The organism is Erwinia persicina NBRC 102418 (assembly GCF_001571305.1).
Taxonomy (GTDB): domain Bacteria; phylum Pseudomonadota; class Gammaproteobacteria; order Enterobacterales; family Enterobacteriaceae; genus Erwinia; species Erwinia persicina.
Window position 1 is genome coordinate 21,825 of the sequence record NZ_BCTN01000026.1, and the last position, 25,716, is coordinate 47,540.

At 53.8% G+C, this 25,716-nt stretch carries 23 protein-coding genes and 2 pseudogenes; 18 read left to right on the forward strand and 7 right to left on the reverse strand.

Going from position 1 to position 25,716, the window contains the following annotated elements:
- The first annotated feature begins 7 nt into the window (after nt 1-7).
- From hpaD to hpaA, 5 genes are all read left to right on the forward strand, one after another.
- Complete coding sequence (gene hpaD, locus EPE01S_RS20365) at nt 8-859, forward strand: 3,4-dihydroxyphenylacetate 2,3-dioxygenase (RefSeq protein WP_062748830.1); 852 nt, start codon at nt 8-10, stop codon at nt 857-859.
- A gap of 15 nt (nt 860-874) precedes the next feature.
- Nucleotides 875-1,258, forward strand: a complete 384-nt coding sequence (locus EPE01S_RS20370; RefSeq protein WP_062748832.1) for a 5-carboxymethyl-2-hydroxymuconate Delta-isomerase — start codon at nt 875-877, stop codon at nt 1,256-1,258.
- A 13-nt stretch (nt 1,259-1,271) separates the two neighbouring features.
- Nucleotides 1,272-2,075 (forward strand): 2-oxo-hept-4-ene-1,7-dioate hydratase, encoded by an 804-nt coding sequence (gene hpaH / locus EPE01S_RS20375; RefSeq protein WP_062748834.1) that lies wholly within the window; start codon nt 1,272-1,274, stop codon nt 2,073-2,075.
- A gap of 9 nt (nt 2,076-2,084) precedes the next feature.
- Complete coding sequence (hpaI, locus tag EPE01S_RS20380; RefSeq protein WP_062748836.1) at nt 2,085-2,879, forward strand: 4-hydroxy-2-oxoheptanedioate aldolase; 795 nt, start codon at nt 2,085-2,087, stop codon at nt 2,877-2,879.
- Nucleotides 2,880-2,957: 78 nt separating this feature from the next.
- Nucleotides 2,958-3,827, forward strand: a complete 870-nt coding sequence (gene hpaA / locus EPE01S_RS20385; protein WP_062748839.1) for a 4-hydroxyphenylacetate catabolism regulatory protein HpaA — start codon at nt 2,958-2,960, stop codon at nt 3,825-3,827.
- A gap of 3 nt (nt 3,828-3,830) precedes the next feature.
- Here the strand turns inward: hpaA and EPE01S_RS20390 are convergent, their stop codons facing one another.
- Nucleotides 3,831-4,586, reverse strand: coding sequence for a hypothetical protein (locus EPE01S_RS20390; protein ID WP_062748841.1), 756 nt, complete (start codon nt 4,584-4,586; stop codon nt 3,831-3,833).
- 222 nt (nt 4,587-4,808) lie between these two features.
- Here EPE01S_RS20390 and hpaB point away from each other — a divergent pair, with 222 nt between their 5' ends.
- Nucleotides 4,809-6,389, forward strand: coding sequence for a 4-hydroxyphenylacetate 3-monooxygenase, oxygenase component (gene hpaB / locus EPE01S_RS20395; protein WP_062748843.1), 1,581 nt, complete (start codon nt 4,809-4,811; stop codon nt 6,387-6,389).
- Nucleotides 6,382-6,888 carry a 4-hydroxyphenylacetate 3-monooxygenase, reductase component gene (gene hpaC / locus EPE01S_RS20400; protein WP_062748845.1) on the forward strand — a complete coding sequence of 169 codons (507 nt, stop codon included), beginning with the start codon at nt 6,382-6,384 and terminating at the stop codon, nt 6,886-6,888. Before hpaB ends, hpaC begins: the two co-directional genes overlap by 8 nt.
- Nucleotides 6,889-6,892: 4 nt before the next feature.
- Here hpaC and ptrR read toward each other — a convergent pair whose 3' ends face one another.
- Nucleotides 6,893-7,753, reverse strand: a complete 861-nt coding sequence (gene ptrR / locus EPE01S_RS20405) for a putrescine utilization regulator PtrR (protein ID WP_062748848.1) — start codon at nt 7,751-7,753, stop codon at nt 6,893-6,895.
- Nucleotides 7,754-7,855: 102 nt separating this feature from the next.
- Here ptrR and EPE01S_RS20410 point away from each other — a divergent pair, with 102 nt between their 5' ends.
- Nucleotides 7,856-9,241, forward strand: a complete 1,386-nt coding sequence (locus EPE01S_RS20410; RefSeq protein WP_062748850.1) for an NAD-dependent succinate-semialdehyde dehydrogenase — start codon at nt 7,856-7,858, stop codon at nt 9,239-9,241.
- Nucleotides 9,242-9,244: 3 nt separating this feature from the next.
- Here EPE01S_RS20410 and EPE01S_RS20415 read toward each other — a convergent pair whose 3' ends face one another.
- The 3 genes from EPE01S_RS20415 to EPE01S_RS20425 all read right to left on the reverse strand — a co-directional run bounded on the left by EPE01S_RS20415 (nt 9,245) and on the right by EPE01S_RS20425 (nt 12,978).
- A complete protein-coding gene (locus EPE01S_RS20415) occupies nt 9,245-11,023 on the reverse strand; it encodes a sensor domain-containing diguanylate cyclase (protein ID WP_062748852.1) in 1,779 nt (592 codons plus the stop codon).
- 662 nt (nt 11,024-11,685) lie between these two features.
- Nucleotides 11,686-12,171, reverse strand: a complete 486-nt coding sequence (locus EPE01S_RS20420; protein WP_084344226.1) for a FidL-like protein — start codon at nt 12,169-12,171, stop codon at nt 11,686-11,688.
- Between the two features lie 6 nt (nt 12,172-12,177).
- Nucleotides 12,178-12,978: a winged helix-turn-helix domain-containing protein gene (locus EPE01S_RS20425; RefSeq protein ID WP_062748856.1), complete on the reverse strand. Its 801-nt coding sequence runs from the start codon at nt 12,976-12,978 to the stop codon at nt 12,178-12,180.
- A 453-nt stretch (nt 12,979-13,431) separates the two neighbouring features.
- Here EPE01S_RS20425 and EPE01S_RS20430 point away from each other — a divergent pair, with 453 nt between their 5' ends.
- From EPE01S_RS20430 to EPE01S_RS24240, 9 genes are all read left to right on the forward strand, one after another.
- Complete coding sequence (locus tag EPE01S_RS20430) at nt 13,432-13,959, forward strand: fimbrial protein (RefSeq protein WP_062748859.1); 528 nt, start codon at nt 13,432-13,434, stop codon at nt 13,957-13,959.
- A gap of 86 nt (nt 13,960-14,045) precedes the next feature.
- The gene (locus EPE01S_RS20435) at nt 14,046-14,579 is read left to right on the forward strand and encodes a fimbrial protein (protein WP_062748861.1); all 534 of its coding nucleotides are present in this window, start codon (nt 14,046-14,048) and stop codon (nt 14,577-14,579) included.
- A gap of 123 nt (nt 14,580-14,702) precedes the next feature.
- A complete protein-coding gene (locus EPE01S_RS20440; RefSeq protein WP_062748863.1) occupies nt 14,703-17,237 on the forward strand; it encodes an outer membrane usher protein in 2,535 nt (844 codons plus the stop codon).
- Nucleotides 17,238-17,361: 124 nt separating this feature from the next.
- Nucleotides 17,362-18,105: a fimbria/pilus periplasmic chaperone gene (locus EPE01S_RS20445; protein ID WP_162901036.1), complete on the forward strand. Its 744-nt coding sequence runs from the start codon at nt 17,362-17,364 to the stop codon at nt 18,103-18,105.
- A gap of 27 nt (nt 18,106-18,132) precedes the next feature.
- Complete coding sequence (locus EPE01S_RS20450; RefSeq protein ID WP_373279693.1) at nt 18,133-18,759, forward strand: fimbrial protein; 627 nt, start codon at nt 18,133-18,135, stop codon at nt 18,757-18,759.
- A gap of 97 nt (nt 18,760-18,856) precedes the next feature.
- A complete protein-coding gene (locus tag EPE01S_RS20455) occupies nt 18,857-19,279 on the forward strand; it encodes a fimbrial protein (RefSeq protein WP_255210169.1) in 423 nt (140 codons plus the stop codon).
- A gap of 38 nt (nt 19,280-19,317) precedes the next feature.
- Entirely contained in the window at nt 19,318-19,767 is a 450-nt protein-coding gene (locus EPE01S_RS20460) for a fimbrial protein (RefSeq protein ID WP_240043837.1), read from the forward strand.
- The gene (locus EPE01S_RS20465; RefSeq protein WP_062748870.1) at nt 19,764-20,288 is read left to right on the forward strand and encodes a fimbrial protein; all 525 of its coding nucleotides are present in this window, start codon (nt 19,764-19,766) and stop codon (nt 20,286-20,288) included. Before EPE01S_RS20460 ends, EPE01S_RS20465 begins: the two co-directional genes overlap by 4 nt.
- 571 nt (nt 20,289-20,859) lie before the next feature.
- Nucleotides 20,860-21,555 carry an MrpH family fimbial adhesin gene (locus EPE01S_RS24240; RefSeq protein WP_500796412.1) on the forward strand — a complete coding sequence of 232 codons (696 nt, stop codon included), beginning with the start codon at nt 20,860-20,862 and terminating at the stop codon, nt 21,553-21,555.
- A gap of 349 nt (nt 21,556-21,904) precedes the next feature.
- On the opposite strand, the gene EPE01S_RS20470 is transcribed toward EPE01S_RS24240, so the two are convergent.
- Nucleotides 21,905-22,510: a recombinase family protein gene (locus EPE01S_RS20470; protein WP_062748872.1), complete on the reverse strand. Its 606-nt coding sequence runs from the start codon at nt 22,508-22,510 to the stop codon at nt 21,905-21,907.
- A 168-nt stretch (nt 22,511-22,678) separates the two neighbouring features.
- On the opposite strand from EPE01S_RS20470, the pseudogene EPE01S_RS20475 reads away from it, so the two are divergent.
- Nucleotides 22,679-25,184, forward strand: a pseudogene (locus tag EPE01S_RS20475) (Tn3 family transposase).
- Between the two features lie 22 nt (nt 25,185-25,206).
- Here the strand turns inward: EPE01S_RS20475 and EPE01S_RS20480 are convergent.
- A pseudogene (locus EPE01S_RS20480) lies at nt 25,207-25,479 on the reverse strand (IS6 family transposase); the annotation flags it as partial.
- Nucleotides 25,480-25,716: the final 237 nt, after the last annotated feature.

Sequence of the window (25,716 nt, forward strand, 5' to 3'; positions counted from 1 at the left end):
AGGAAGCATGGGAACCTTAGCGCTGGCGGCCAAAATCACCCACGTACCGTCAATGTATCTCTCTGAAATGCCGGGTAAACATCACGGCTGCCGCCAGGCGGCGATTGAAGGGCATCATGAAATCAGTCGCCGATGCCGTGAGCGGGGCGTGGATACGCTGGTGGTTTTTGATACCCACTGGCTGGTGAACAGCGCCTACCACATCAACTGCAATGCGCACTTCAGCGGCATCTACACCAGCCACGAACTGCCACATTTTATCCGTGATATGGCCTATGACTATGAAGGTAACCCGGCACTGGGTTACCTGATCGCTGAGGAGGCAAGAGCACAGGGCGTTCGCGCCCAGGCGCATGCCATTGAAAGCCTGACGCTGGAGTACGGCACGCTGGTGCCGATGCGTTATATGAACAGCGACCGCCGTTTCAGAGTGGTGTCGATCTCCGCTTTCTGTACCGTCCATGATTTTGCCGACAGCCGACGCCTCGGTGAGGCGGTGCGGCGGGCGGTAGAAAAATATCCTGGCACCGTGGCGGTGCTCGCCAGCGGCTCTCTCTCTCACCGTTTTATTGATGACCAGCGGGCGGAAGAGGGGATGAACGCCTGGACCCGTGAGTTTGACGAACAGATGGACAGGCGGGTGATGAAACTCTGGCGGGAGGGGCGCTTCACCGAGTTCTGTCGCATGTTGCCGGAGTACGCCGATTACTGTTACGGCGAGGGCAATATGCATGACACCGTGATGCTGATGGGCCTGCTGGGCTGGGATCGCTATCACCAGAAAGCCGAAGTGATCACCGACCTGTTTCCCAGCTCCGGTACCGGGCAGGTGAACGTTATCTTTCCCCAGATGGCGTAAATAAGGAGGTCGACCATGCCGCACTTTATCGTCGAGTGCAGTGACAATATCCGTGAGCAGGCGCAATTTCCGGCGCTTTTTTCCCGGGTTAATGCCTTTCTTGCCGACAGCGGGCTTTTCCCTCTGGCAGGCATCCGTAGCCGCGTTCACTGGGTGGAAACCTGGCAGATGGCGGACGGTCAGCAGGATTATGCCTTTGTGCATATGACGCTGAAAATCGGGCACGGACGTCGCGCGGAACAGCTCCGTCCGGTGCTGTCGGGGCTGTTTGAACTGATTAAAAGCCACTTTGCGGCCTTAATGGCCCGGCGTTATCTGGCGCTGTCGCTGGTGCTTGAGGAGCTGCATCCGCAGTTCAACTTTAAACAAAATAATGTTCACGCGCTGTTTCAGGCATGAAGGAATGAACCCTATGTTAGACGATCTTACGCTGGACCGGCTGGCGGCCGAGCTGAATCAGGCTGAAAAAAACCGCGAACAGATCCGCCAGCTCTCACTCAGGCATCCGGAGATCACCCTGGACGATGCGTATGCCATACAGCGACGCGGTATTGCCAGAAAAATCGCCGCAGGCCGTCTGCTGAAAGGTCACAAAATCGGCCTGACCTCCAAAGCCATGCAGGCGACCTCGCAGATTAACGAACCCGACTACGGCGCACTGCTGGACGATATGTTTTTCGTCGAAGGGAGCGATATCCCTGTGGCACGTTTTATCGTGCCGCGAGTCGAGGTGGAGCTGGCTTTTGTGCTGGGCACCTCGCTGCGCGGTCCGCAGTGCACGCTCTTTGACGTGCTGAATGCCACGGACTACGTGATCCCGGCACTGGAGATCATCGATGCCCGTTGCCACGGCATTGACCCTAAGACGCAGCGGCCGCGAAAAGTCTTCGACACCATTGCCGATAACGCCGCCAGCGCCGGGGTCGTGATGGGAGGCCGGCCGGTCAGACCCGATGCACTCGACCTGCGTCATATCAGCGCCCTGATGTACCGTAATGGGGTGATCGAAGAGTCCGGTGTGGCGGCAGCGGTACTGAATCACCCGGCAAATGGCGTGGCCTGGCTGGCGAATAAGCTCGCGCGACATGATGTTCAGCTGGAGGGGGGACAGGTGATCCTGAGCGGTTCCTTTACCCGCCCGGTGGCAGCACGGAAAGGGGACACGTTCCACGTGGACTACGGCACGATGGGCGCGATTGGTTGTCGCTTTATCTGAGGAGTGATTATGTTTATCAACGAATTCAAGCAAGCCTTATTACAGAAAGATCCGCAGATTGGCCTGTGGCTGGGGCTGGCCGATCCTTACAGCGCCGAGCTGCTGGCCGGGGCGGGATTTGACTGGCTGCTGATTGACGGTGAGCACGCCCCTAACGACGTGCGTTCGGTGCTGGCACAGCTGCAGGCGATAGCCCCTTACTGCTGTCACCCGGTGGTACGTCCGAGCTGGAATGATCCGGTGCTGATCAAACAGCTGCTCGATATCGGGGCGCAGACCCTGCTGATCCCGATGGTGCAGAATGGTGACGAAGCCCGGGCCGCGGTCAGGGCCTGTTATTATCCCCCGCAGGGTATTCGCGGGGTGGGCAGCGCCCTGGCCCGTGCTTCCCGCTGGAACCGTATTGCTGATTATCTGCAACGGGCCGGGGAACAGCTCTGTATTCTGGTGCAAATCGAAACCCGGCAGGCCGTGGAGAATCTGGCAGAAATCCTCGCCGTCGACGGGGTTGACGGCGTATTTATTGGCCCGGCGGATCTGAGTGCCGATATGGGTTTTCCAGGCCGCCCCGGCCACCCTGAGGTACAGGCCGTTATCGAGAAGGCTATCGCCCGCATCCGTTCTTCCGGTAAGGCACCGGGGATCCTGACTGCCGATGAAGGGCTGGCGCAGCGCTATCTGGAACTGGGGGCGCTGTTTGTCGCACCCGGCGTCGATACCACCCTGCTGGCGAGATCGGCCGAATCGCTGGCGGCACGCTTTACCACCCGACCGACGCCGGTTATTGACGTGTCGTCACGGTGACGGTTCGGGGAGAGAGCGATGCCATCATCTTCCATAAGATCGGCCGGCAACCCTGAACAGGATGGACGGGAGAGGGCAATGGAAAATATTAATATCAGCCAGCAGTTCGGGGATGGAAACGACGGCAGCGATGATGTGCATTATGCCGTCTTTTCACAGATGGCCGCCTTTTTTGGTCGCGATATGCGCCCACACTGGCATGACCGTTATTTTCAACTTCACTGCCTGACCAGCGGTAAAATTGAGCTCCAGCTGGACGATCATCATTATGCCGTACGGGCCCCGCTGTTCGTTCTGATCCCCCCTTCCGTGCCTCATGCCTTTATCACCGAAGAGGACAGCGACGGGCATGTATTAACGGTCAGGCAGGAACTGATCTGGCCGCTGCTGCAGGCGCTGTGGCCAGGCAGTCGCGATGCGCTGATGATCCCCGGGTTCTGCCTGTCGCTGGTGGAAAGTCCACTGACGCGCAGTGCGCTGGCTCATCTCTGGACGTTGGTTGCACAGGAGTTTTCTCATCAGTGCAAGGGGCGTGATACCCAGCTCAGACTGTTGTCTCAGGCGTTATTTCTGCTGCTGCTGCGTGAGGTGTCATCGGGAGAAGGGGGGGCGGGGCACATCAGTGTACGTGGCGAGATGACGATGTTTCAGCGCTTCACAAAAATGGTGGATGAAAAATACCGTGAGCATCTGACGGTACCGGAATATGCCCGTGAGCTGGGGATCAGCGAGTCGCGTCTTAATGAGTTGTGCCGCCGGCTGGCCAACCAGCCCCCCAAACGCCTGGTCTTTGAACGGACGCTGCGTGAAGCAAAGCGGCTGCTGTTGTTCAGCGCGGGCAGCGTTCACCAGATCGCCTGGCAGCTGGGATACAAAGATCCGGCCTATTTCGCCCGTTTTTTTCACCGTCTGACCGGATGTTCGCCCAGCGAATTCCGCCGCCGGTGAGGGTTATGGCGCAGAGGCGCGATAGCGCTTCTGCCCGGCATCAAAACGATAATCCACCACGACATCGGCTTTCTGGCTGTAGCAGTTGAGCGTAATGCCTTTCCCCTGATCAAGGGGTTCAATATTCTGATAGATCGCCGTCATATAAAAACCGAATTCACACTGGTGTTGCTGCGGGTCGAGGATCTGATCCACTTTCCCGGTGCTTTTATTCACCACGCTGACGCGGCGGATGGCAATACCGTCGGCGCTGGCCTGATAGTGGCCGACAAAACTGTGGGTGGCGGTTTGCCCCCAGAACGGGATATCGACGGTGTCACCCGTGATGCTGCCTTCTGCGGTGTTATCCAGCGACGCGGTGTGCTGCAGTGACACCGCGTAGCGCTTCTTGCCCTGCTGCCATTCACCCTGCAGGCGATCGCCCTCGCGCGCAAGGCGGAAAGGACAGGCGCGGGTGTCCATCGCCTCCGTTGTTCCCTGATTCATCACCCGGTCAAATTCCGCAGCGCTGTGGATTTCGCACAGCGCGTACGTGGTGGCGGTTTGTCTGCCATAGAGCGGGATAGGGGCGCGATGCTTATCGTAGTAGTAGCTGCCCTTAATATTGAGCCCGCTGCCATAGCTGTCGTACTGCTGCAGAGAAATATGCACCGGCCAGGCCCCGATAGTCCCCGCATAGTTATCCACTTTATACCATCCGGCGTGTGCGCCGGGGGCAGACAATAACGCAGTCAGCGTCAGAAGCGTTTTTCTTTTCATGACTTCAAGGGTTTCCCGGAGAGTGCAGTGCGGCCAGTGGTGTCCTTACAGCGGCTTTTTTATGCCTCTGTTGACGATAATGGGCAGGCTACTGAAAAGTGCCTGAGATAGCCAGAAACGTCTCTTCCTGCGCCGGATGTCCCACGCTTAAATAGCAACAAAATTATAACAATCTATGCGCCTCAGCGGCGTCATCTTCTACTCTGAACCCGAGAAAACACGATGAAACCTGACGATCACCGAGCCTCACTCACGCGCCCGTTTACCGGCAGTGAATATCTGGAAAGCCTGCGCGACGGGCGTGAAATCTATATCTATGGCCAGCGGGTGGAAGATATCACCCGCCATCCGGCCTTCCGCAATGCAGCCGGTAGTGTTGCCGCGCTGTACGATGCCCTGCACGATCCGCAACAGCACAACACGCTGTGCCAGGAGACGGATACCGGTAGCGGCGGTTATACGCACCGTTTTTTCCGCTATGCGCGCAGCGCGCAGGCGATCCGCCAGCAGCGGGACGCGATTGCCGCCTGGTCACGCCTCAGTTACGGCTGGATGGGCCGTACGCCGGATTATAAAGCGGCCTTTGCCAGCGCGCTGGGGGCGAACCCGGATTTTTACGGGCCTTATGCGGATAATGCGCGCCACTGGTACACCCGGATTCAGGAGGCGGGGCTCTATCTTAACCACGCCATCGTCAATCCACCCATTGACCGTCACAAGGCCGTTGATGCGGTGAAGGATGTCTATATCCGGGTGGAAAAGGAGACGGACGCCGGGATTATCGTCAGCGGGGCCAAAGTCGTGGCGACTAACTCGGCGCTGACGCACTTCAATTTTATCGGGTTTGGTTCCGCGCAGGTCATGGGCAGCGACCCGGACTTTGCGCTGATGTTTATTGCCCCGATGGACGCGAGCGGGGTGAAGCTGATTTCCCGTGCCTCCTATGAGCTGGCGGCGGGGGCGGTGGGATCCGCGTTCGATTACCCTCTCTCCAGCCGTTTTGACGAAAATGACGCCATACTGGTGATGGACAAGGTGTTGATCCCCTGGGAAAACGTGTTGATCTATCGCGATTTCGACCGCTGCCGACGCTGGTATGCAGAGGGCGGTTTTGTCAGACTTTACCCGATGCAGGCCTGCGTCAGGCTGGCGGTGAAGCTGGATTTTATGACTGCGCTGCTGCACAAAAGCCTGGAATGCACCGGCACCATAGAATTTCGCGGCGTACAGGCGGCGCTGGGGGAAGTGGTGGCCTGGCGCAATCTGTTCTGGTCGCTGAGCGATGCGATGTCAGCGGAGGCCAGACCCTGGGTTAACGGGGCATATCTGCCGGATGCACAGGCGATGAATACCTACCGGGTCATGGCTCCGATGGCCTGGGCAAAGATCAAGCATATTATCGAGTGCAACGTGGCCAGCGGGCTGATTTATCTGCCTTCCAGCGTACGCGATCTGCAGAACCCGGAAATCGACCGCTACCTTGCCCGCTTCGTGAGGGGGTCTAACGGAATGGATCACGAGCAGCGCATCAAAATTATGAAACTGATGTGGGATGCCAGCGGCAGCGAGTTCGGGGGGCGCCATGAGCTTTATGAAATCAATTATGCGGGCAGCCAGGACGAAGTGCGTATGCAGTGCCTGCGTGATGCGCGTCACTCCGGTGCGATGGACGGCATGATGGAGATGGTTGACCGCTGTCTGGCAGATTATGACCGCCACGGCTGGAAAAAACCGCATCTGCATAATAATGACGATATCTGCCAGCTGGATCGTCTGATGAACGGGGGCGTCAGTGATGTCTGATGACAGCTTACAGCGTTTACCGTTTCGCGATGCCATGGCCCGTCTTCCGGCCGCGGTCTGTATCGTGACCACGCAGGGGGAGGCCGGGCGCTGTGGTCTTACCGCTACCGCCGTGTGTCCGGTGACCGATACGCCGCCGACCTTGCTGGTTTGCATTAACCGCAGCAGTGCCATGAATGCGGTGTTTCAGCACAACGGACGGATGTGTATCAATGTGCTCAATCACCACCAGGAGGTGATGGCGCGCCACTTTGCCGGCATGACCGGGCTGGCCATGGCGGATCGCTTTTTGCTGGACGGCTGGCGGCAGGGGGAATATGGTCAGCCGCTGCTGGGCGACGCGCTGGCCAGCCTGGAGGGTGAAATCAGCCAGGTGCAGAGTCTGGGAACACATCAAATCTACCTGGTGTCGGTGCGGGCAATCTGGCTGGAAGAAGAGGGGGGCGGGCTGATCTATTTTAAACGGCGTTTTCATTCTCTGCCTCGCTCCGGGAACTGAGACCTCAGCCCGCCTCCTGCAGCAGGCGAGCCATCGCCTGCAAATTATTCGAACGCATCCCTTTGCGCCACACCAGCCAGATAGCAATCTGCCCCATACCTTCACTCAGTGGCCAGGCGTGAACGTTGTCGCGTCCCGGCATATTGTCCAGCATGCTGCGGGGGATCAGCGCTAACCCGGCACCGGCGCTGACGCAGGCCAGGATGCCGTGATACGACTCCATCTCAAAAATTTTGCCCGGGGCCGCATTCTCGCGTGAGAACCAGTTTTCAAACAGCCGGCGATAGGAGCAGTTAGCGCGAAATGCATAGATGGTCGCGCCGGAGATGCTGGTGGCGTCGGGAACCGGGGGATGGTTGAGTGCCGAGATCAGCACCATCTCTTCGTCAACGACCGGGACACCCTCCAGCTGCGGATGCTTTGGCGGGCCGTCGATAAACGCGGCGCTGTAGTGCCCGCCGAGAACACCGTCGATCATATCCCCGGAGGGGCCGGTGGTCAGATCGAGTTCCACCTGTGGCCAGCTCTGGTGGTAGCGTGCAATCAGCGGCGGCAGACGCACGGCCGCAAAACTCTCAATCGCCCCTAAGGTGAAAATTCCGCCCGGCTGCTGCCCGGAAACGCTCTGTTTCGCCTCGGCGGTGAGCGCCAGAATGCGCCGGGTGTAATCGAGAAACGTTCTGCCGCTGTCGGTCATGTGCAGTCGCAGTTTCTCGCGACGAAACAGCACGCAGCCCAGCTCTTCCTCCAGCTGTTTCAGCCGGGTAGAGATATTGGACGGTACGCGATGTAATTTGTCCGCCGCTGCCGTCACGCTGCCTTCTTCTGCGACGGCGCGAAAAACTTCCAGCTGGGTCAGATCCATAGCATTCTCTTATTGAGTAAATTATTTTCTTTATTATTCATTTTTAAAGAATGCACTACAAGACTAGGATGGACCCATTGTGAATCACTTAAGGGAGCCATCATGACTCATATTTCTTCAGCGGTAGCCATTTCACGTAACCCCACCACAGGTGAGGTCGTTGCCCGCTATCCTTTCGCCAGCGGAACAGAGGTGGATGAGGCGCTGGCCTTAACCTACACGGCCTTCCGGACATGGCGGCACAGCGCCATCACTGATCGTGTCAGGTTGCTGCAAAACATCGCCGGTGGCTTGCGTCAGCAGGCGCAGCCCCTGGCGGAGATGATGACCCGCGAGATGGGAAAACCCGTGGATCAGGGGCTGGCGGAAGTCGAGAAAAGCGCCAGATTGTGCGAGTGGTACGGCGAGCACGGCCCGGCTTTCCTCAAGCGTGAACCGACGCGGGTGGAGGGCGATAAGGCCTTTGTCGATTACCTGCCGCTGGGGCCGGTGCTGTCGGTGATGCCGTGGAATTTTCCGGTGTGGCAGGTGCTGCGCGGTGCCGTTCCCATCATACTGGCGGGGAACAGCTATCTGCTGAAGCCTGCGCCGAACGTGATGGGCTGCGCGCTGTTATTGCAGCAGATCCTGACGGCGGCGGGCGTGCCTGAGGGCCTGTTTGCGGTGGTTAATGCTGATAATGACGGTGTGGCGCAGGCGATTAATGATAAACGTATTGCGGCTGTAACCGTGACCGGCAGCGTGCGTGCCGGTGGAGCCATTGCTGCCCTGGCCGGTGCCGCCATTAAGAAATGCGTGCTGGAGTTGGGCGGTTCGGATGCCTTTATCGTCCTGGCCGATGCGGATATTGATGCCGCCGTGAAGGGGGCGATCGCCGGACGGTTTATGAATAACGGTCAGCTCTGCATTTCTGCCAAACGTATCATTGTGGAGGCCGCCGTCTTTGAACAGTTCAGCGAGAAATTTGTCAGCGCGGTGAAAGCGATGAAAATCGGCGATCCACGCGAACCGGGGACCTGGATTGGTCCGATGGCCCGCTACGATCTGCGTGACGAACTGGACGCGCAGGTGCAGGCCACCCTGAAAGAGGGGGCCACGCTGCTGGTGGGCGGCCATGCTCTGCCGGGTGAGGGTAATTACTATGCGCCTACGGTGCTGAGCGACGTTAAGCCCGGTATGACCAGCTTCGACCAGGAGCTGTTCGGCCCGGTGGCCTCACTGATTGTGGCGGACGATGCCGCTCACGCGGTGGCAATGGCCAATGACTCCGAGTTTGGCCTCGGCGGCAGCCTGTGGAGCCGCGATCTGGACAGGGCGCAGCGTCTGGCGTCACAGATTGAAACTGGCGGCGTGTTTATTAACTCCCCGAGTTTCTCCGATCCGCGCGTGCCGATTGGTGGTGTGAAAAAAAGTGGCTTTGGCCGCGAACTGTCACACTTCGGCCTGCGCGAGTTCACCAATGCGCAGACGGTATGGGTGGAGTCCTGACCCTCAGGCCAGGGGATAGTGTGAACGGAGCCAGCGCTCCACACTTTCCGGAATAAGTGGTCGTGAATAATAAAAACCCTGGATTTCATCACAGCCCAGACGCTGTAGTGAGGCCAGGGTTTTTTGATCTTCCACCCCTTCGGCCAGCACCACGTAATGCAGTTCTTTCAGCATGGTGATGATATGGCGGGCGATCACTTCGCTGGCCGGGTCGTGGGAGAGCGGCTGGATCAGTGAGCGGTCAAGCTTGATCACATCCACCGGAATGCGGCACAGGGTATTAATATTGCTGTAACCGGAGCCAAAATCATCCAGCGCAATGCGGAATCCACGCAGCTTCAGTTTACTCAGTCCGCGCCGGGCATCGGCATTTTCCAGTACCTGCTCGTTCTCCAGACACTCTATGCACAGATCGTCCGGTTTTAGTCCGGCACTGCGTATTCTGGCTTCCAGCTTATCGGCAAAATCCACACGCGAAAAATCACTGACGCACATATTGACTGAGACCGGCAGATTCAGCCCCTTGCTGCGCCACAGGCTGAGCTGCGCGATGGTATGGTCAATCACCCATTCCGTCAGTTCCTCCATCAGGCTGGTTTGTGCCGCCAGCGGGATAAATTCATCGGGGGGAATGTTACCGTACACGGGATGATCCCAGCGCAGCAGTGTTTCCAGCCCGACCGGCTTGCCCAGGCGCAGAGACATCTGCGGCTGATAAACCAGATACAGGCCCGGTGCGCCGCGAACCGCCGCGGCCAGGTCGTGCAGCAGCCGGAAATGCTGACTTCTGCGGCCATCGCTGTCGGCATTATAAGCCATATAACTCTGCTTCAGGCTGATGGCTTCGTGCAGCGCGCTGACCGCACGGCGCAGTACCTCAGGTACCTCCAAGTCGGTGGGTACAAAGTTCACCTCACCAACATGCGGTTTCGCATCAATGGTAATGTTGTCGAACAGATGGGCGCGTATCTCTCCCAGTTGCTGACTCAGTTCGCGCCCGCCCGCCCGTTGCTGGCTGTTGCTCAGGAGGGCAAAGCGACCGACCGCAACGGTATACAGAACGTCATCACTCTGCAGCCTGAGGCGGGTGCGCAGAATAGCGGTCAGCTCCCTCAGCAGTGTTTCCACGGCGTTCATACCAACCGATCGGGCAATCTCATAGGCGCGCGGCATATCAATGCAGTCGATCAGCGTCAGATGATGAGGTTCGTTATTGCCGGCCTGCTGCAGCAGTTCAATATCTTTCATCAGGCGCTGACGGTTTGGCAGACGGGTTACCACATCCTGATAGCCGGCAATATACCAGGCATCCAGATAACCAATGACCAGGCTGGCCAGCAGCTCCAGCAGGCGGATCTGTTCTGCAGAAAACGCCTGCGGCTTAATATCGGTGACGCACAGGGTGCCGATGGTGATGCCGTCGCGGTTGCGCAACGGGGCCCCCACGTAAAAGCGGATAAAGGGTTCACCCAGGGTCAGCGGATGCTGGCTGAAACGGCTATCAAGATGGGTGTCGTGGCACACCAGCACTTTGCCCAGCGCCAGCGTATGACGGCAAAAAGCATGCTGCAGCGACGTTTGTTTCAGGTCAAAATTACAGGATGCTTTAATAAACTGGTTCTCATCATCAAGAACCGAGACAAAGCTGCCGGGAATGCCCAGCAGTTCGCTGGCCAGCAGGGTAAATTTTTGAAGAATGTCATCGCGATCCGCATCATCGGCCTTGAGCATCTCAAGCGCCGCCAGGCGTTTTGCTTCGTCGCTACAGAAAGTCCCGCTCATATTCAGTTTCACATTCCAGATTCAACGGCCGTAAAGCGGGGCCAGGCTAGGATCGGTATCGGCCGCGCACGGCCAAACTTTAGATAAACAACCTTGCAACATCCAGCAGAACAATTCACTAATACGTGTGTAATTTAACTTTCTCATCACGGAACGCCTGAGCGCACTTATCGTATAGGAGGTAAACCAACACTTCATGTTTATGGAGAGTGAGTAGTTGAGGTGCCAGCTGATGATTGTTTATCTTTATGACAGGCAGGGGACTTTTGTGGTTAAGAATAATATTCCATGCCAGACGAAAAAGTAGTTAAGATGAAAATTAAACCTTATATGCAAGGATTGTAATCATTGATCAGGGATATCATGGTATTTGTTGAGAATGGTGATCTCGGTAGGCGTTTTTTATTTGCGTTCAATATCAGTGTGAGGGATGAATTTCGTCTGTTCTGCTGAAGCCGGAGGTCAGTGGATGGCTGAACGCGCCTTCTTCTGTTTGATATGATTCTGGCACCGCACTCTGATACATAAAATCCGGTCTTAAGCAGAGTAAATATCCCGACTGATATTATTTGATTGATTAAAAATAAATCAAAATAATTGCATTTATTTACATTTGCTTTTTTTTGCCAGGCTGTTGTTTTTTCTTTAGCGGGTTTTTATTGCTAATCACCGTATCGGTTACAAACAAAATAGGGGTTGGATAATCCTTTAAAAATAAATGTGTTTGTTTTAGGTTCCTTTATTTCAACATAAAATTCGACACCGTTTCTTTCTGGTGTAATGTAACGCTGCCAGAATTCCTCAGGGACGTTATCTATGGGGTGAATGGTTTGTTTTACTATAGTCACCCTCTTCATAAAGCTTAATTTAGACTCATTCACTTTAAGTGACAAGTTTCTGGATATTTTATAATCAAGATTCGTTCCTTTAAGTGTCCCTATTAACTTAATTGCGCCTTTTTCAGGCGTGGCAAAAACGATGTCTATATGCAGGTTGAGGTATAATTCTTCTTGACCCTCGATAGCGATCCTGGATTTCACTTGAGTATCACAACGAAAGTTCCCCCTGGTTAGATAGCTATGGAATGTCAGGATTATTAAAGTGATAATCACAATGGAAAATGACATTATAAAAATTGTTCTTTTCATGAAGTATCACTTAATTATTTTATAGTTGATGCAATTATTATAGCTGTCATCGTCACTTTTAACACAAACTGCCATAAAGAAAACCCTAAGGAATTCATTGTCAGGGCGAGTCTCCGCATAGTAAACATCAGTCTCCTCCTGGGAGCAATCTATACCTTCAGCAATTATCATTTTCCTTGCTTTTAGGGCCAACCCGGAAGATGGAAGACTACCATCAACATTATAAATGTTGCATTTGTTCTGTATGGCGCTGGATGGTCTTGCCTCCTTCTTGAAAAAGTTAGCTAGTGTCAGGCCTGCAACGGTAACGACAGCTATCAAACCGATTATCAAAAGTGCGTTTTTTCCCCTGATTTTCTTTCCGTTATCTGTTGACGATTCTACAGTACTGGCGTCTATCACCATGGCTGCATCTTCTTTTAACAGGGGAGTATTTTCTGTCTGCACGACCGGATTGTTAACGTTAGATGCTGTTAAAACAATAGGATAGATTTCCGCTTGCAGCCTGAACCCAAGACGCGGCAGGGTGATGATAATGTCCTTGTTGGCCCCTAAACTCTCGAAGGCTTTTCTTAATTCACTAATGTGATTATTCAGAGTGGCATTAGAGGGCGAAAACCCGTAATCCTCCCATACACGCTTGATCAACTGGTCGCGGGATAAATCAATGTTGCTGTTGTTAACCAGTTCATTTAACAGGCGAGTTGCGGGCTTCGATAAACCCAATGATAACTGACTGTCGTTTTTCAGTACCAACTCTCTGCCTTTGGGATCGAAAATTATTGTTAAATTTATAATGTATTTCATGGGTGTCTCACTTGTCCCTTAGCTCGAATTTTTTGTTTACTGCACAATAAGAATAGTCTTGTTTTTTTTGGTGCCCGGAATTTAGAGGTTTTAGACGCTCCTCGTCAACCTTAAAGTTAGTAATTATTTTTAAGCAAAAAACTTATAAAAATTATCGCTATATAACTTGTTGATGCTTTAGAAAAACCTGGGTTTTAATGCTCTGCATTTGCCATGATTTTTGTTAATTTGGTTTTAAATGCTAATTTTGAGCGATTAATTGGATTATTTATCTTTTTTTTATTTTTTTGTGTAGCATTTATTCAGTCGCCGAAGCCCTGTTCATGGAGTCAGGCAGTGGGTACGTTGCAAATAGGTGACGACCCGCTATGCCTCTCAGGGTGTGATATCGCATTAAACTGCCGCGACGAAAAGAAAATAGGATAAACTTTTTTATTAAGGACGAAGCAAAAAATGAAATTGAATAAAATTATGATGGCAGCAGTATTAGCGTTCGGTACCATTTCTGGCGCACAGGCTGCCGATCAGGGCCACGGTAAAGTAACATTTACTGGTTCTATTATCGATGCTCCTTGTTCAATTGATCCAAATTCTGTGGACCAGACGGTAGATCTTGGTGCAGTTTCTAACGTTTCGCTGCTTAAAGGTGGTAATTCCGAGCCTAAACCTTTTGACATCCACCTGGAAAAATGCAGCCTGGAAACGGCCAAGTTGGTAACAACGACCTTTGATGGTGCCCCAGGTAAAGATGGCTTGCTGGGTATGACCGGCGACGCTAAAGGTGCCAGTATTGCTATTACCGACGGCAGCAACAATGTGATAAAGCTGGGCCAGCCAACGACTGAAAATACTATTAGTGCCGGCTCTACTGAAACCACACTTTCCTTCAGTGCTTATCTGAAAGGTGACGGTGGCGAGGCTGAGACTATCATTCCTGGTAAATTCCAGAGCGTGGCCAATTTCATTCTGAACTACAAATAATCCGTCCCAATGACATAATTAATTATGCATGCGGGTGTATCCCGCATGCATTCTTTTGAGTATTGTCTACGGAAGGTTTGTCAGCAATGAAACATCTAATGATTCCTTATTCGACGCTTTGCCTGTTGATACTTTTACCTTTGCCAACTAGCCAGGCGGTGGCGAGTTGGGGGCGGGTCAACATGCAAGGCGCTGTTATAGAAACAGCCTGCGCTATTGATACAGACAGCCGCGATCAAACTATTGATATTTCCGTGATGCCATTAACCAAAATAATACGTGACGGACAAGGGCTGACTCTTCCATTTACTATTCGGTTAGTTAACTGTGTTTTGAACAGAGTTGACAATAATTTAACACAATGGCAACGTTTTCAGGTGACATTTGATGGCCGGGTGGATAATGGATTATTCGGTGTCGATGGGCAAGCTGAAGGTATAGCCCTGCAACTTACTGACCGTCACGGCAATATAATCATGCCTGGGAATCCAACACCTTTGCCTGATGTTGTCGTGAGCGATAGAGAGCTTAATTACTTTCTGCGATTGGTCAGTAATCAACAGACATTACGGAGTGGGGAATATACCTCAACGATCAGATTTAAAATGGATTATTACTGATCGGTTCTTGCTGGTTCGGAGTTTAAGAGCAGAGACCGATTAAATCGGTGTGTCTGCTATTTTTCCGGTGCATGGGTTTTTCATTGATAGTGCTGGCATAAGAATAAAAAGGGACTTATTAGCATGATAATGCCTAAATGGAATTTATTACCCTTTCGCCCCCGTGCTTTGGGTTTTTATATTGCCTGTGCACTGGGGTTCTTCGTGTGGGATGCCAGTGCGGAAGAGGTGCAGTTTAATACCGATGTGCTTGATTTAAAAGATCGAGAGAATATTGATTTGGGACAGTTCTCTCGCGGCGGCTATATCATGCCGGGCAGTTACATGATGCTGGTACGAATTAACAGGCAGGAGTTGCCTGAGCAATCCGTAATTTTTTATCCCGCAGAGAGCGATGCCAAAGACAGTGCAGCCTGTATCAGCCCTGCAATGGTCGAACAGTTCGGCTTAAAGCCGGATATGAAAGAAAAACTGACCTGGTGGCATCAGGGTGAGTGCCTGACTCTGGATAGTCTGCAGGGAATGTCGGCGCGTGCCGATCTGGGCAGCGCCAGCCTCACCGTAAACCTGCCGCAGGCTTATCTGGAATATGCGGCAGACAACTGGGATCCGCCTTCACGCTGGGATGAGGGTGTGCCGGGCCTGCTGCTGGATTATTACGTGAATGCACAGACCCAGCGCCAGCAGCAACGTGGCCAGCAGAGCTACAACGTCAGTGGCAACGGCACGGTTGGCGCCAATCTGAGTTCCTGGCGGCTGCGTGCGGACTGGCAAACTCGCCTGGATCATCAAAACGGCAGCGCTGAAGGGACGCGTCAGAACTGGGACTGGAGCCGCTTTTACGCTTACCGGGCTATTTCCCGTCTGGGGGCGAAGCTGTCGGTCGGAGAGGATTACCTGTATTCCGACATCTTTGATAGCTTCCGCTTCACCGGTGCCAGCCTGGTCAGTGATGACAGCATGCTGCCGCCGAACCTGCGTGGCTACGCGCCAGAGGTGACCGGGGTGGCGCGCACTAATGCCAAGGTAGTGATCAGCCAGCAGGGGCGTGTGCTGTATGAGACTCAGGTCGCCTCGGGCCCGTTTCGCATACAGGACATCAATGACGCTGTCTCCGGGCAACTGGATGTGCGGATCGAAGAGCAGGACGGTAGCGTACAAGAATTCCGCATCGATACCGCCAGCATTCCGTACCTTACACGGCCGGGGACCGTGCGTTACAAAATCGCGAGTGGTCGACCTTCTGACTGGAAGCACAACATTAACGGAGCCCTGTTTGCCACCGGGGAGTTTTCCTGGGGGGTTAGCAACGGGTGGTCGCTGTACGGTGGCGCCTTGGCGGGCGGGGATTATAACGCGCTGGCGGTGGGTGTGGGGCGTGACCTGATGATGTTCGGCGCACTGTCGTTTGACGTGACCCAGTCGCGTGTCAGCTTGCCACAGTGGGAGGATAGCACCTTGACCGGCGGCTCTTACCGGTTGAGCTATTCGAAAAACTTCGACGAGTATGACAGTCAGGTGACTTTTGCCGGTTACCGCTTTTCTGAACGTGACTACATGTCGATGAGCGAGTACCTGGATGCGCTGACCTATGGCACCCGCAACCAGAGCAGCAAAGAGATGTACACCATCAGTTTCAGCCAGCACTTCCGCGATCTCGGATTAAGCGCCTACCTGAACTATAACCACCAGACTTACTGGAACAGTGCTGCCAACGATCGCTATACCCTGACATTGTCGCGCAATTTCGACATCGGTCAGTACAGAAACCTGAGCCTGTCGTTGACGGGGTACCGCAATAAGTATAACGGCACCAACGATGACGGCATGTACCTCTCGCTGTCGGTACCTTTGGGTGGCAGCAAATCGTTCAGCTACAGCAGTAGCTATGATCGCAGCGACAACACTCATCAGGTGGGTTATTACGACCGACTTGAAAATGGTGACAGTTATCATCTGACCAGCGGTATCACCCGCAGCGGCGGTACGGCGAGCGGTTATTACACCCATCAGGGCGATATGGCGCAGGTGAACGCCAACGCCAGTTACCAGGAAGGGCGTTACTCATCGGCGGGGTTATCGTTACAGGGGGGGGCAACGGCCACCCTTCAAGGCGCCGCGCTGCACAGAGCTGGGATGATTGGCGGCACGCGCATTCTGCTGGATACCGACGGCGTAGCGGATATTCCGATCGGCGGTTATGGTGCCGTGACACGTACCAACGGCTTCGGTAAAGCGGTAATCACCGACGTGAACAGTTACTACCGCAACAAGGTCAGCATCGATCTGAATAAACTGCCTGAAAACGCTGAGGCGACGCGCTCCGTGGTGCAGGCGACCTTGACCGAAGGTGCCATTGGCTACCGCAGGTTTGAGGTGATAGCCGGTGAGAAAGCGATGGCGGTGCTCCGCCTGGCTGATGGTTCTACGCCACCGTTTGGTGCCACAGTGCAAAACCACAAAAAGCAGGACGTGGGTATCGTTAACGACGGCGGCAGCGTTTACCTGAGCGGGATTAATCCGGGAGAAGCAATGACCGTGCACTGGAACGGGCAGGCGCGATGTGCGCTTAAGCTGCCGGCGCAAATACCGCACTCCGATACCACAGACCTCCTGTTGCCATGTCGGCTACTGCCGGTAACTGCAGAGGCAGAGTGAGTGATGTATACGACAGTAAGAGAGTTTTTAGCCACTGTGGCAGGGTGAAATAGCTTCATCTTTCTCCCGCCAATTTTTACTGAATTTAAAGAAATCAGATAGCGAGTAATTAACGATGAACTCTATGAATAAACCTTTCTTATCCCTAACGGGCGGTCTGCTGATAAGTGTGTTGTGCATGCAGCAGGCTCAGGCGGCGATTGCGCTGGATCGCACTCGCGTAGTGTTTAACGGTGCTGACAAATCGGTCAGCCTGAGTATCAGCAACGAGAACAAACAACTGCCCTATCTGGCTCAGGGCTGGGTGGAAGATGCGCAGGGCAATAAAATTACCACGCCGCTGACGGTGTTGCCGCCTTTGCAGCGCCTGGAGCCAGGTGCAAAAAGCCAGATCAAGGTGCAGGCCTTACCTGCCGCTAACCTTTTGGCCCAGGATCGCGAGACGCTGTTTTATTTCAACCTGCGCGAGATCCCGCCAAAGAGCGAAAAGCCCAACACGCTGCAACTGGCGTTGCAAACGCGCATCAAGCTGTTTTACCGGCCCAAAGCGCTGAGCAATACCGAAGGTGCGGCTCCGTGGCAGGAACAGCTGACGCTGACCAGGCAGGGTGACAAGTATCAGGTCAATAACCCGACGCCATATTACGTGACGATTGTCGAGGCCAGCAGCAAGCAAGGCGGAGCTGGCGCTAAGGGGTTTGAACCGCTGATGGTGCCGCCACAAGATAAAGCGATGTTGAATCTTGGCGTATCCATTTTGGGTAATGCGCCGGTGTTGACTTACGTTAACGACTACGGCGGCCGCCCGCGGTTGCAGTTCAGTTGTGGTGGGACCGACTGCAAGGCCAGGCCGGTCAAACAAAGCTGATGACTGGTGTAACACAGGGAGCGGAACATGCAACAACGAAGACAAGGGAAGGGTGGCTGGTCTTGCCCTGCACAGCAGGCTGCAGCGGTGTTGATGGTATTAGGCAGCATGATAGCACTGCTACCGGAAGCCCGCGCTGCGGATAACGGGAATGTTGAGGGTGCCAATGGCGTGTTGCGTGTGCACGGTGCGCTGACCGAGAGCGCTTGCCGGTTGGAAATGGCCTCGGCTTACCAGGATGTGTGGCTGGGGGAAACCGGTACTGGGCGCATGGCGAAAATTGGCGCACAGGGCACGCCGGTAACCGTCAGGCTGCGTCTGCGGGACTGCCTGCGCAGCCCGGCGAACAACCGTGATGACCGTAACGCAAATCTGTTGTGGAGCCTCCAACAGCCTGCCGTGTCTGTCAGTTTTGTTGCCCCGGCGGATGCGAACAACCCGGAGCTAATAAGCGTGCGTGGGGCCTCCGGGGTGGCGTTACGTATGCAAGACTCGCTCGGCCGGGATATTCGCCTGGGTAGCCGTGGGGCACCTTTGCTGCTGGCCGCAGGCCAAGACTCGCTGGACTACGTTGTGACACCGGAACGCACGCGTGCACCGCTACAGGCGGGTGCGTATTCGGCCCATGTAGACTTCAGGCTTAACTATGACTAAGGCGGGTGCCATGGACACGGGAATGTTATGCGGTCGGAGACCGGCGCTGTATGCACTAGGCCTGGCAATGGCCTGTTGGGGCACGGGATCCCAGGCGATGGAGAATTCCTCCACGGTAACGGTCAACGTGACGGTGGTGGCAACGCCGTGCGAGATCAACCACAACGATCTGATCGAAGTGAAGTTCGGTAACGACGTGATGACGACCCGCGTAGGGGGGGATTATAAAAAGATGCCGATCGTCTACTCGGTGCAGTGCCCGGGCGGTACGTCAAATGCGGTGAGGATGTTGATAGACGGCAATGGCGCGGCGTTTGATGGTGACGTCCTGGGCACGGCAAAAACCGACCTTGGCATTGCCTTGCTTAATAACGGTAACCGTATGCCGATCAACACCTGGCTGAATTTTACCTATCCGGATTGGCCAAAGCTTGAGGCGGTGCCGGTTAAACGCCCAGGCGCCAGCCTGACCGGTGGGCCATTTTCTGCCGGTGCCACGATGAAGGTGGAATATCGATGAAGCGCTATTCACGTGCTCTCGTGCTGCTGATTGGCAGCATGCTGAGCCCGGCAGGGCTGGCTGCGGAAAATATGTGGCTCTACGGTACCCTGGTTGAGCCGCCCGCCTGCACCATCAGCAGCAATGGCAGCGAGGTCGATGTCGATTTTGGTGACCGGGTGGGGGTGAAAAAAGTGGATGGAGTGCAATACCTGCGGCCAATGAATTACCGGATCAGCTGCGATCCTGACGCCAATGCTTTCGCGATGACGCTGGAAATCGTCGGCACCCCGGCGGATTACGACCGGGCGGCGGTAGTCGTGACCGGCGTTAACGATCTGGCTATCCAGATTAAGCAAAACGGCGTGCCCTTTGAGCTGAATAAACCGATCCCCATCAGCCTGACCAACCCACCGCAGCTTGAGGCCGTGCCGGTAAAGCGGCCGGGGGCAACGTTAACCGAGGGGCCGTTTGAAGCCACCGCGACCTTAAAGGCGGTCTATCAATGAAAGTACTGATTTATACGGTACCGATCGCCTTGCTGATGGCAGTTAGCGGCGCGGTGCAGGCCGACAATGTCCGCCTGCATGGTGCACTGGTGGCGGAACCCTGTGTGATCGCGCCGGGTGATGAGAGTGTGAAGTTGGAATTTGGCACGGTGATCGACAAATACCTGTACGCCAACCAACGCACTCGTGGCCAGGCGTTTGCTATCCGGTTGACGGAGTGCGATCTCAGCCTGGGCAAAACGGTAAAGGTGACCTTTAGCGGCACGGAAAACCCGAGCCTTAAGGGGCTGCTGGCGATTGACGGCGGCAGCCAGGCTTCCGGTATTGCCATCGGTATGGAAACTCCGGCGGGGCAGAAATTGCCGCTCAATAAAATCGGGCCAGGCTACCGGCTGGACGGGGGCAGCAACACGCTGACGGTACAGGCCTATGTGCAGGGTGAACCGGAGGCGATTGCCAAACGCAGCATTGAACACGGACCGTTCAGCGCCATTGCCACCTTTAGTCTGGAATATGAATAAGACTGAAAGCGACGGGTTAAATGCTTATTTTTGTTGCTTGCCCGTACGCGTTGGCAACTGCGGCACAGTGTAAAGCGTATGCATGAATTTTTTAATCTGAGTGGTTTTGCAACGCACCCGGATAAAACCCAATTGGGAAGGATTGAACATGGATTTGACTGGCTGGGCCTGTGGTTCACCCCCACGGGGACCTCCATCGCGCCACGCGCGTTAGAAAATCATCGTGCACAACGCATGCGGCTTTACGAGCAAGCCCGAAGGCGGGGGCTATCACAGACAGCCATCGACGAACGGGTGCAGGCGTATGAGGCACGGTGGAACATATGGGCGAAAGGGATGCTGCGGCGCTAATTCGCTTCTCTGGAAAAACAACCAATACCCGAGGGCGTCTATGCGCATCGTTAACTCTATCGCACTAATTCTATTGTTCCAACTTACTGCCATCCCTTCCCACGCATTCTCCTATTCGCCACAGGTCGATCTCTCACGACCGATTGATGAATGGCCTCCCCTCAAGCTCTCCAATTTTCAATTCACGCGGTACAGTGCGTGGCAACCCTATCCGGACACAATGCGTATACAGGTTGTAATTTCAACTACCCGGCCGTCGGCCATCAATTCGGGAGTTGAAGCCGCATACCGTACCCTGGATTTTCCCTGCAGTCGGAGTATCGACAGGCGCGAATATACATGCGGAGGTGTGTTTGTCAGCCAGGTCTACGCCTCTGGCGAAGTCGAAACGCCCACCGAGTCCGCGATATTCAATGCGGCAAAAGTTAATATCGAACGAGCACCGATCCGACTGGAATTGTATTACAACGGACCGGAGATTGCTGCGGGCCGCTGCGATCTGTTTGTATCCCTAGAAATCACAGGAAATGGCGGGGGGCGCTGGGGATATCGCGATTCGAGTTGCTCCAACACCACACCTCCTCAGACCGTTCATTGCAGTGTAACCGGGCCTTCAGTGCTGACTCATCCTGACCAAAAAACAACCGGTATATCGAGTAAAGTGCATGACATCTGGACCGTGAGTTGCTCTGGCACGTCGACGGTTACTCTATCGACAACGAGTGATGTGAAACTACGCTCCGGGTCGGACAAAATCGATTCCGGATTATATATAGAGGCAGAGGGAGTAACGACGTTGGACTTAACCGCCGGTAACTACCCTCACCCAGTGGCGATCCTGTCCAAACTCAAATCCTCCACAGCTCAACCCGGGAGCTACCAGGGGTCGGGCATTATAACCGTCTCATGGCCTTAACCAGATTGGGTCTTACAGGAAGTTTGACCTTCGACTGGATTATGAACCCAGGTCCGGCCGAACCGAGTGAATATATCTAATCTCCAGGGGGCAAGTGCGTAGTCTCTTATGGCTCTTCATCGCGCCATGCACGTAAGAGAATCACCGTGCACGGCGCATGCGGCTTTACCAACAATCCCGGAGGCGCAGTCGACCCCATGCCTGACCGGCCTATTTTAAGGATGAGTTCACAGGCACCACATCCTGCATGGCTATAAGCAAAGAAGGGATTGAAGGACGGTGGCAAAGAGAGGAAGGCAAGGTACCCGTGAGCACAGCCCACAGCCGGGTACCTGATCTGATATGCAATTTAACATAATTGAGAGGGACTGTAGCCCGTGGCATCGGCTGTTTCACGGATACTCAGCTTTTTCACCTGATGGTAGTACAGCACTTTCTGGTGCCGCTCCTGATCCGCCTCTTTCCCCCGATATTTCCCCAAATTATGCGCTCGTTCAATTCCCTGTTTTTGCCTCTGTCGGCGGCTCAGCCAGTCTTTGAGCGACATCGCGGCCATCAGGTCGATAAGCATGTTATTGATGGCGGTTATCACAGCGCGGGTGATCGGATCAGCCTGCGAGGTATCTTTTTCTGACAGCGCCTGCCATGAAGTGGGGACATCCAGGCTGACAATTCGCAGCTCGTGTTGTTCTATCTGCTTTTTCAGCGTCATCCAGTCGCTGTTGCTCAGGCGGGTCAGGCGGTCTATCTGCTCAACCAGCAAAATATCATTACGGTGACTATCCATCAGCAAGCGTCCCAGCTCCGGGCGGTCAAGTTTTGTCCCGCTGATATTCTCCCGGTAATAGCTTGCGATTTTATGCCCTCGTTCCTGAACGAACTGCTCCAGCATCTCTTTTGCCCGATCGGCGAACTGATCTTCCGTCGATGCCCTCAAATAAGCTCTGATGAACATTTTTCCACTGCATTGTTGCATTTAGGTTATTGCATTTACTCTATCGCATATAGGTTATGTCATTCATTGTGTGCCGTCACGTTTTGATTATGGCGTCAGGGTGTACCCTTATGCGATAACCATTTTTGTTTAAAAATACCGCATCGAATAATTTATGAGGGAAACTATATGGCAAGGAGGCAGATTCTTTCTCTGTCGGAAAGAGAATCATTACTGGCATTACCGGACGATGAGTTAACGCTGACACGAATGGCGTATTTTAGTGAGCATGATCTGGCGCTTATCAGTGCTCACCGTAAACCCGCCAGTCGTTTTGGTTTTTCCGTCCTTCTTTGCTATCTGAAAAATGTCGGCTTTGCACCGGATAAAAAAATCCCACCCTCTGATGCGCTGCTGAAGCATATCGCCAGCAGGCTAAAACTTACCGGGGATCTCTGGCCTGCTTACCTTTCCGGCAGGGAAACCACGCGACGCGAACATTTAACCGAACTGTACCGCTATCTTGGCGTAAAAGCGTTTACCGGAAAAATACAGCAGGACTGTATTACACACCTGCTGCCGATGGCGACGCGCACCGATAAAGGTATTCTCCTGGCCGAAGAACTGCTGGTCTGGCTCCGGAAGAACAACGTGATAATCCCCGCGATTGATGTCGTGGAGCGTACCTGTGCGGAGGCCATGGCTGGCGGCGATAAAATCGTATTTCAGACTCTGAATGCCCCGTTAACTCAGGCTCACAGGGATGCCCTGGATCGTTTACTTGAGTCCTCAGATAATCAGTCTTCTAGGCTGACATGGCTTCTGCAACCGCCGGGTAAAATCAATGGTAAGAACGTGCTGCAACACCTTGATCGGCTCAGTAGCATTGAATCGCTGGCATTACCTGAAGGTATAGATCGTACCATTCACCAGAACCGGTTGCTGAAACTGGCGAGGGAAGGCCGAAAGATGAGTAGCCGGGATTTGACCCGATTTTCAGCAGCCCGGCGTCATGCGATACTGGTGTGCGTGCTGGAAGAAGCCAGAGCCACACTGACAGATGAAGTGATTGAGCTGCATGAACGCATGCTGAACAGCCTTTTCAGCAAAGCCAAAAGAACACAGGCTGAGCGCCTTCAGCAGAGCGGAAAGCTAATCCAGTCAAAACTGAGGCAGTACATCGATGTCGGCCAGGCACTATCTGAAGCTCGTGATTCCGGTGGCGATCCATGGCTCGCAATAGAAAACATACTCCCATGGCCTGAATTTGTCGCCAGTCTGGAGGAAACACGCCATCTCGCCAGAAAAAATAATTTTGATCCGCTACATATTATTACCGAGAAATACAGCACATTACGGAAATATGCCCCGCGCATGTTGTCCGCTTTACAGTTAATCGCAACCCCGGCAGCGCAACCTCTGGCTGATGCGCTGGTTGTGATCAAGGATATGTACCGGAAGCAGTCGCGTAAAGTTCCTGCGACAGCGCCGCTTGAGTTTGTCCCTGAAAGCTGGCGCAAAGTGGTGATTACACCTGCGGGTATTGACCGGTAGTACTATGAATTTTGTTCGCTCAGCGAGCTTAAGGGTGCATTGCGCTCCGGGGACATCTGGGTTAAAGGCTCACGCCGCTACAAAAACTTTGATGATTACCTCATTCCCGAAAAGGACTTTGACAAACTCACACCGGCGCTGCCCCTGCCCGTATCTGCTGATTATCATGAGTACATTACCAGCCGTATGACCCTGCTTCAGTCCAGACTTGAAGAGGTCAATGCCATGGCTGCCCTTGGTGAGCTGCCCGATGTGGAAATATCTGACAGGGGAGTAAAAGTCTCTCCGCTGGATAACTGCGTCCCGGTACAGGTTTCACCGCTGGCAGAGTTGGTTTACAGCATGCTACCGCGCCCTAAAATCACGGAAATTCTCGATGAGGTAAACAGCTGGACGACGTTTACCCAACATTTTTCGCATATAAAAAATGACATTACCCGTCCCGATACCCGCCAGCTCCTCACCACCATCCTTGCGGATGGCATCAATCTTGGTCTGACCAAAATGGCGGAAGCCTGCCCCGGAAGCACCAAATCATCACTCGAAGATATCCAGGCATGGTACATCCGCGACGAAACCTATTCAGCCGCCCTCGCAGAGCTGGTAAACGCGCAGGGGAAAAGACCACTGGCGGCATTCTGGGGAGACGGGACAACGTCACAGCTACCCCAAGCAAAACGGACTTGCCAAAGCACTGAGAGAAATTGGCCGCATTGAGCGAACGCTGTTTATGCTCGACTGGTTCCGCGATCCTGCACTGCGTCGGCGGGTACAGGCGGGGCTGAATAAAGGTGAGGCACGTAACGCACTGGCGCGGGCGGTATTTATGCACCGGCTGGGAGAAATCAGGGACAGGAAGCCGGAAAATCAGAGCTATCGCGCCAGTGGACTGACGCTTCTGACGGCTGCGATCTCGCTGTGGAATACTGTGTATATGGAAAGGGCGATCGATGCCCTGAAGCGTAAGGGACTAAAGATCAGCGAACAACTGCTGTCGCATTTGTCGCCGTTAGGCTGGGAGCACATCAATCTGACAGGCGATTATATCTGGAAAAGCAACCGGATACCGGCTTCCGGTAAATTTCGTCGGCTGAGGCCCGCTAAAGTAGAAAGGTCAAAAAACAACCTTAACGTACAATAATTTTCGATATCCAAACTGACCCCAGATAAGCCCGGCGTCCGTTGACCTTCATGCAGGTCTCATCGAGATGCCATGAGCCAAAACCGGAAGGCTGGCGCCAGTACCAGCGCAGACGCTTTTCCATCTCAGGTGGATAACGCTGTACCCAGCGATAAATTGTGGTGTGGTCGACATTTACCCCTCGCTCAGCCAGCATTTCCTGCAGCTTACTGTAACTGATGCCATATTTGCAGTACCAGCAGACGGCCCACAGGATAATATGACGCTCAAAATGCCGACCTTTGAATGGGTTCATGTGCTGCTCCTTCAGCTAAACAGTGGCATCAGTTACCATCGCCAGATCTTTGCGACAGTGCCGGTTTTTAATTAACAGGAAAAGATTTAATAAAAACCATATATTTCAATAATAAGAAATAAAGAAAGCTGAAAAGCGCCAGATAACGCCAGTATTTTCTGGTTTTTATAAAAATAAAAGTTGAAAACAATACTGTGCCAATGTATTAGTTTATCTGAAACAAATTTTCATGAAATT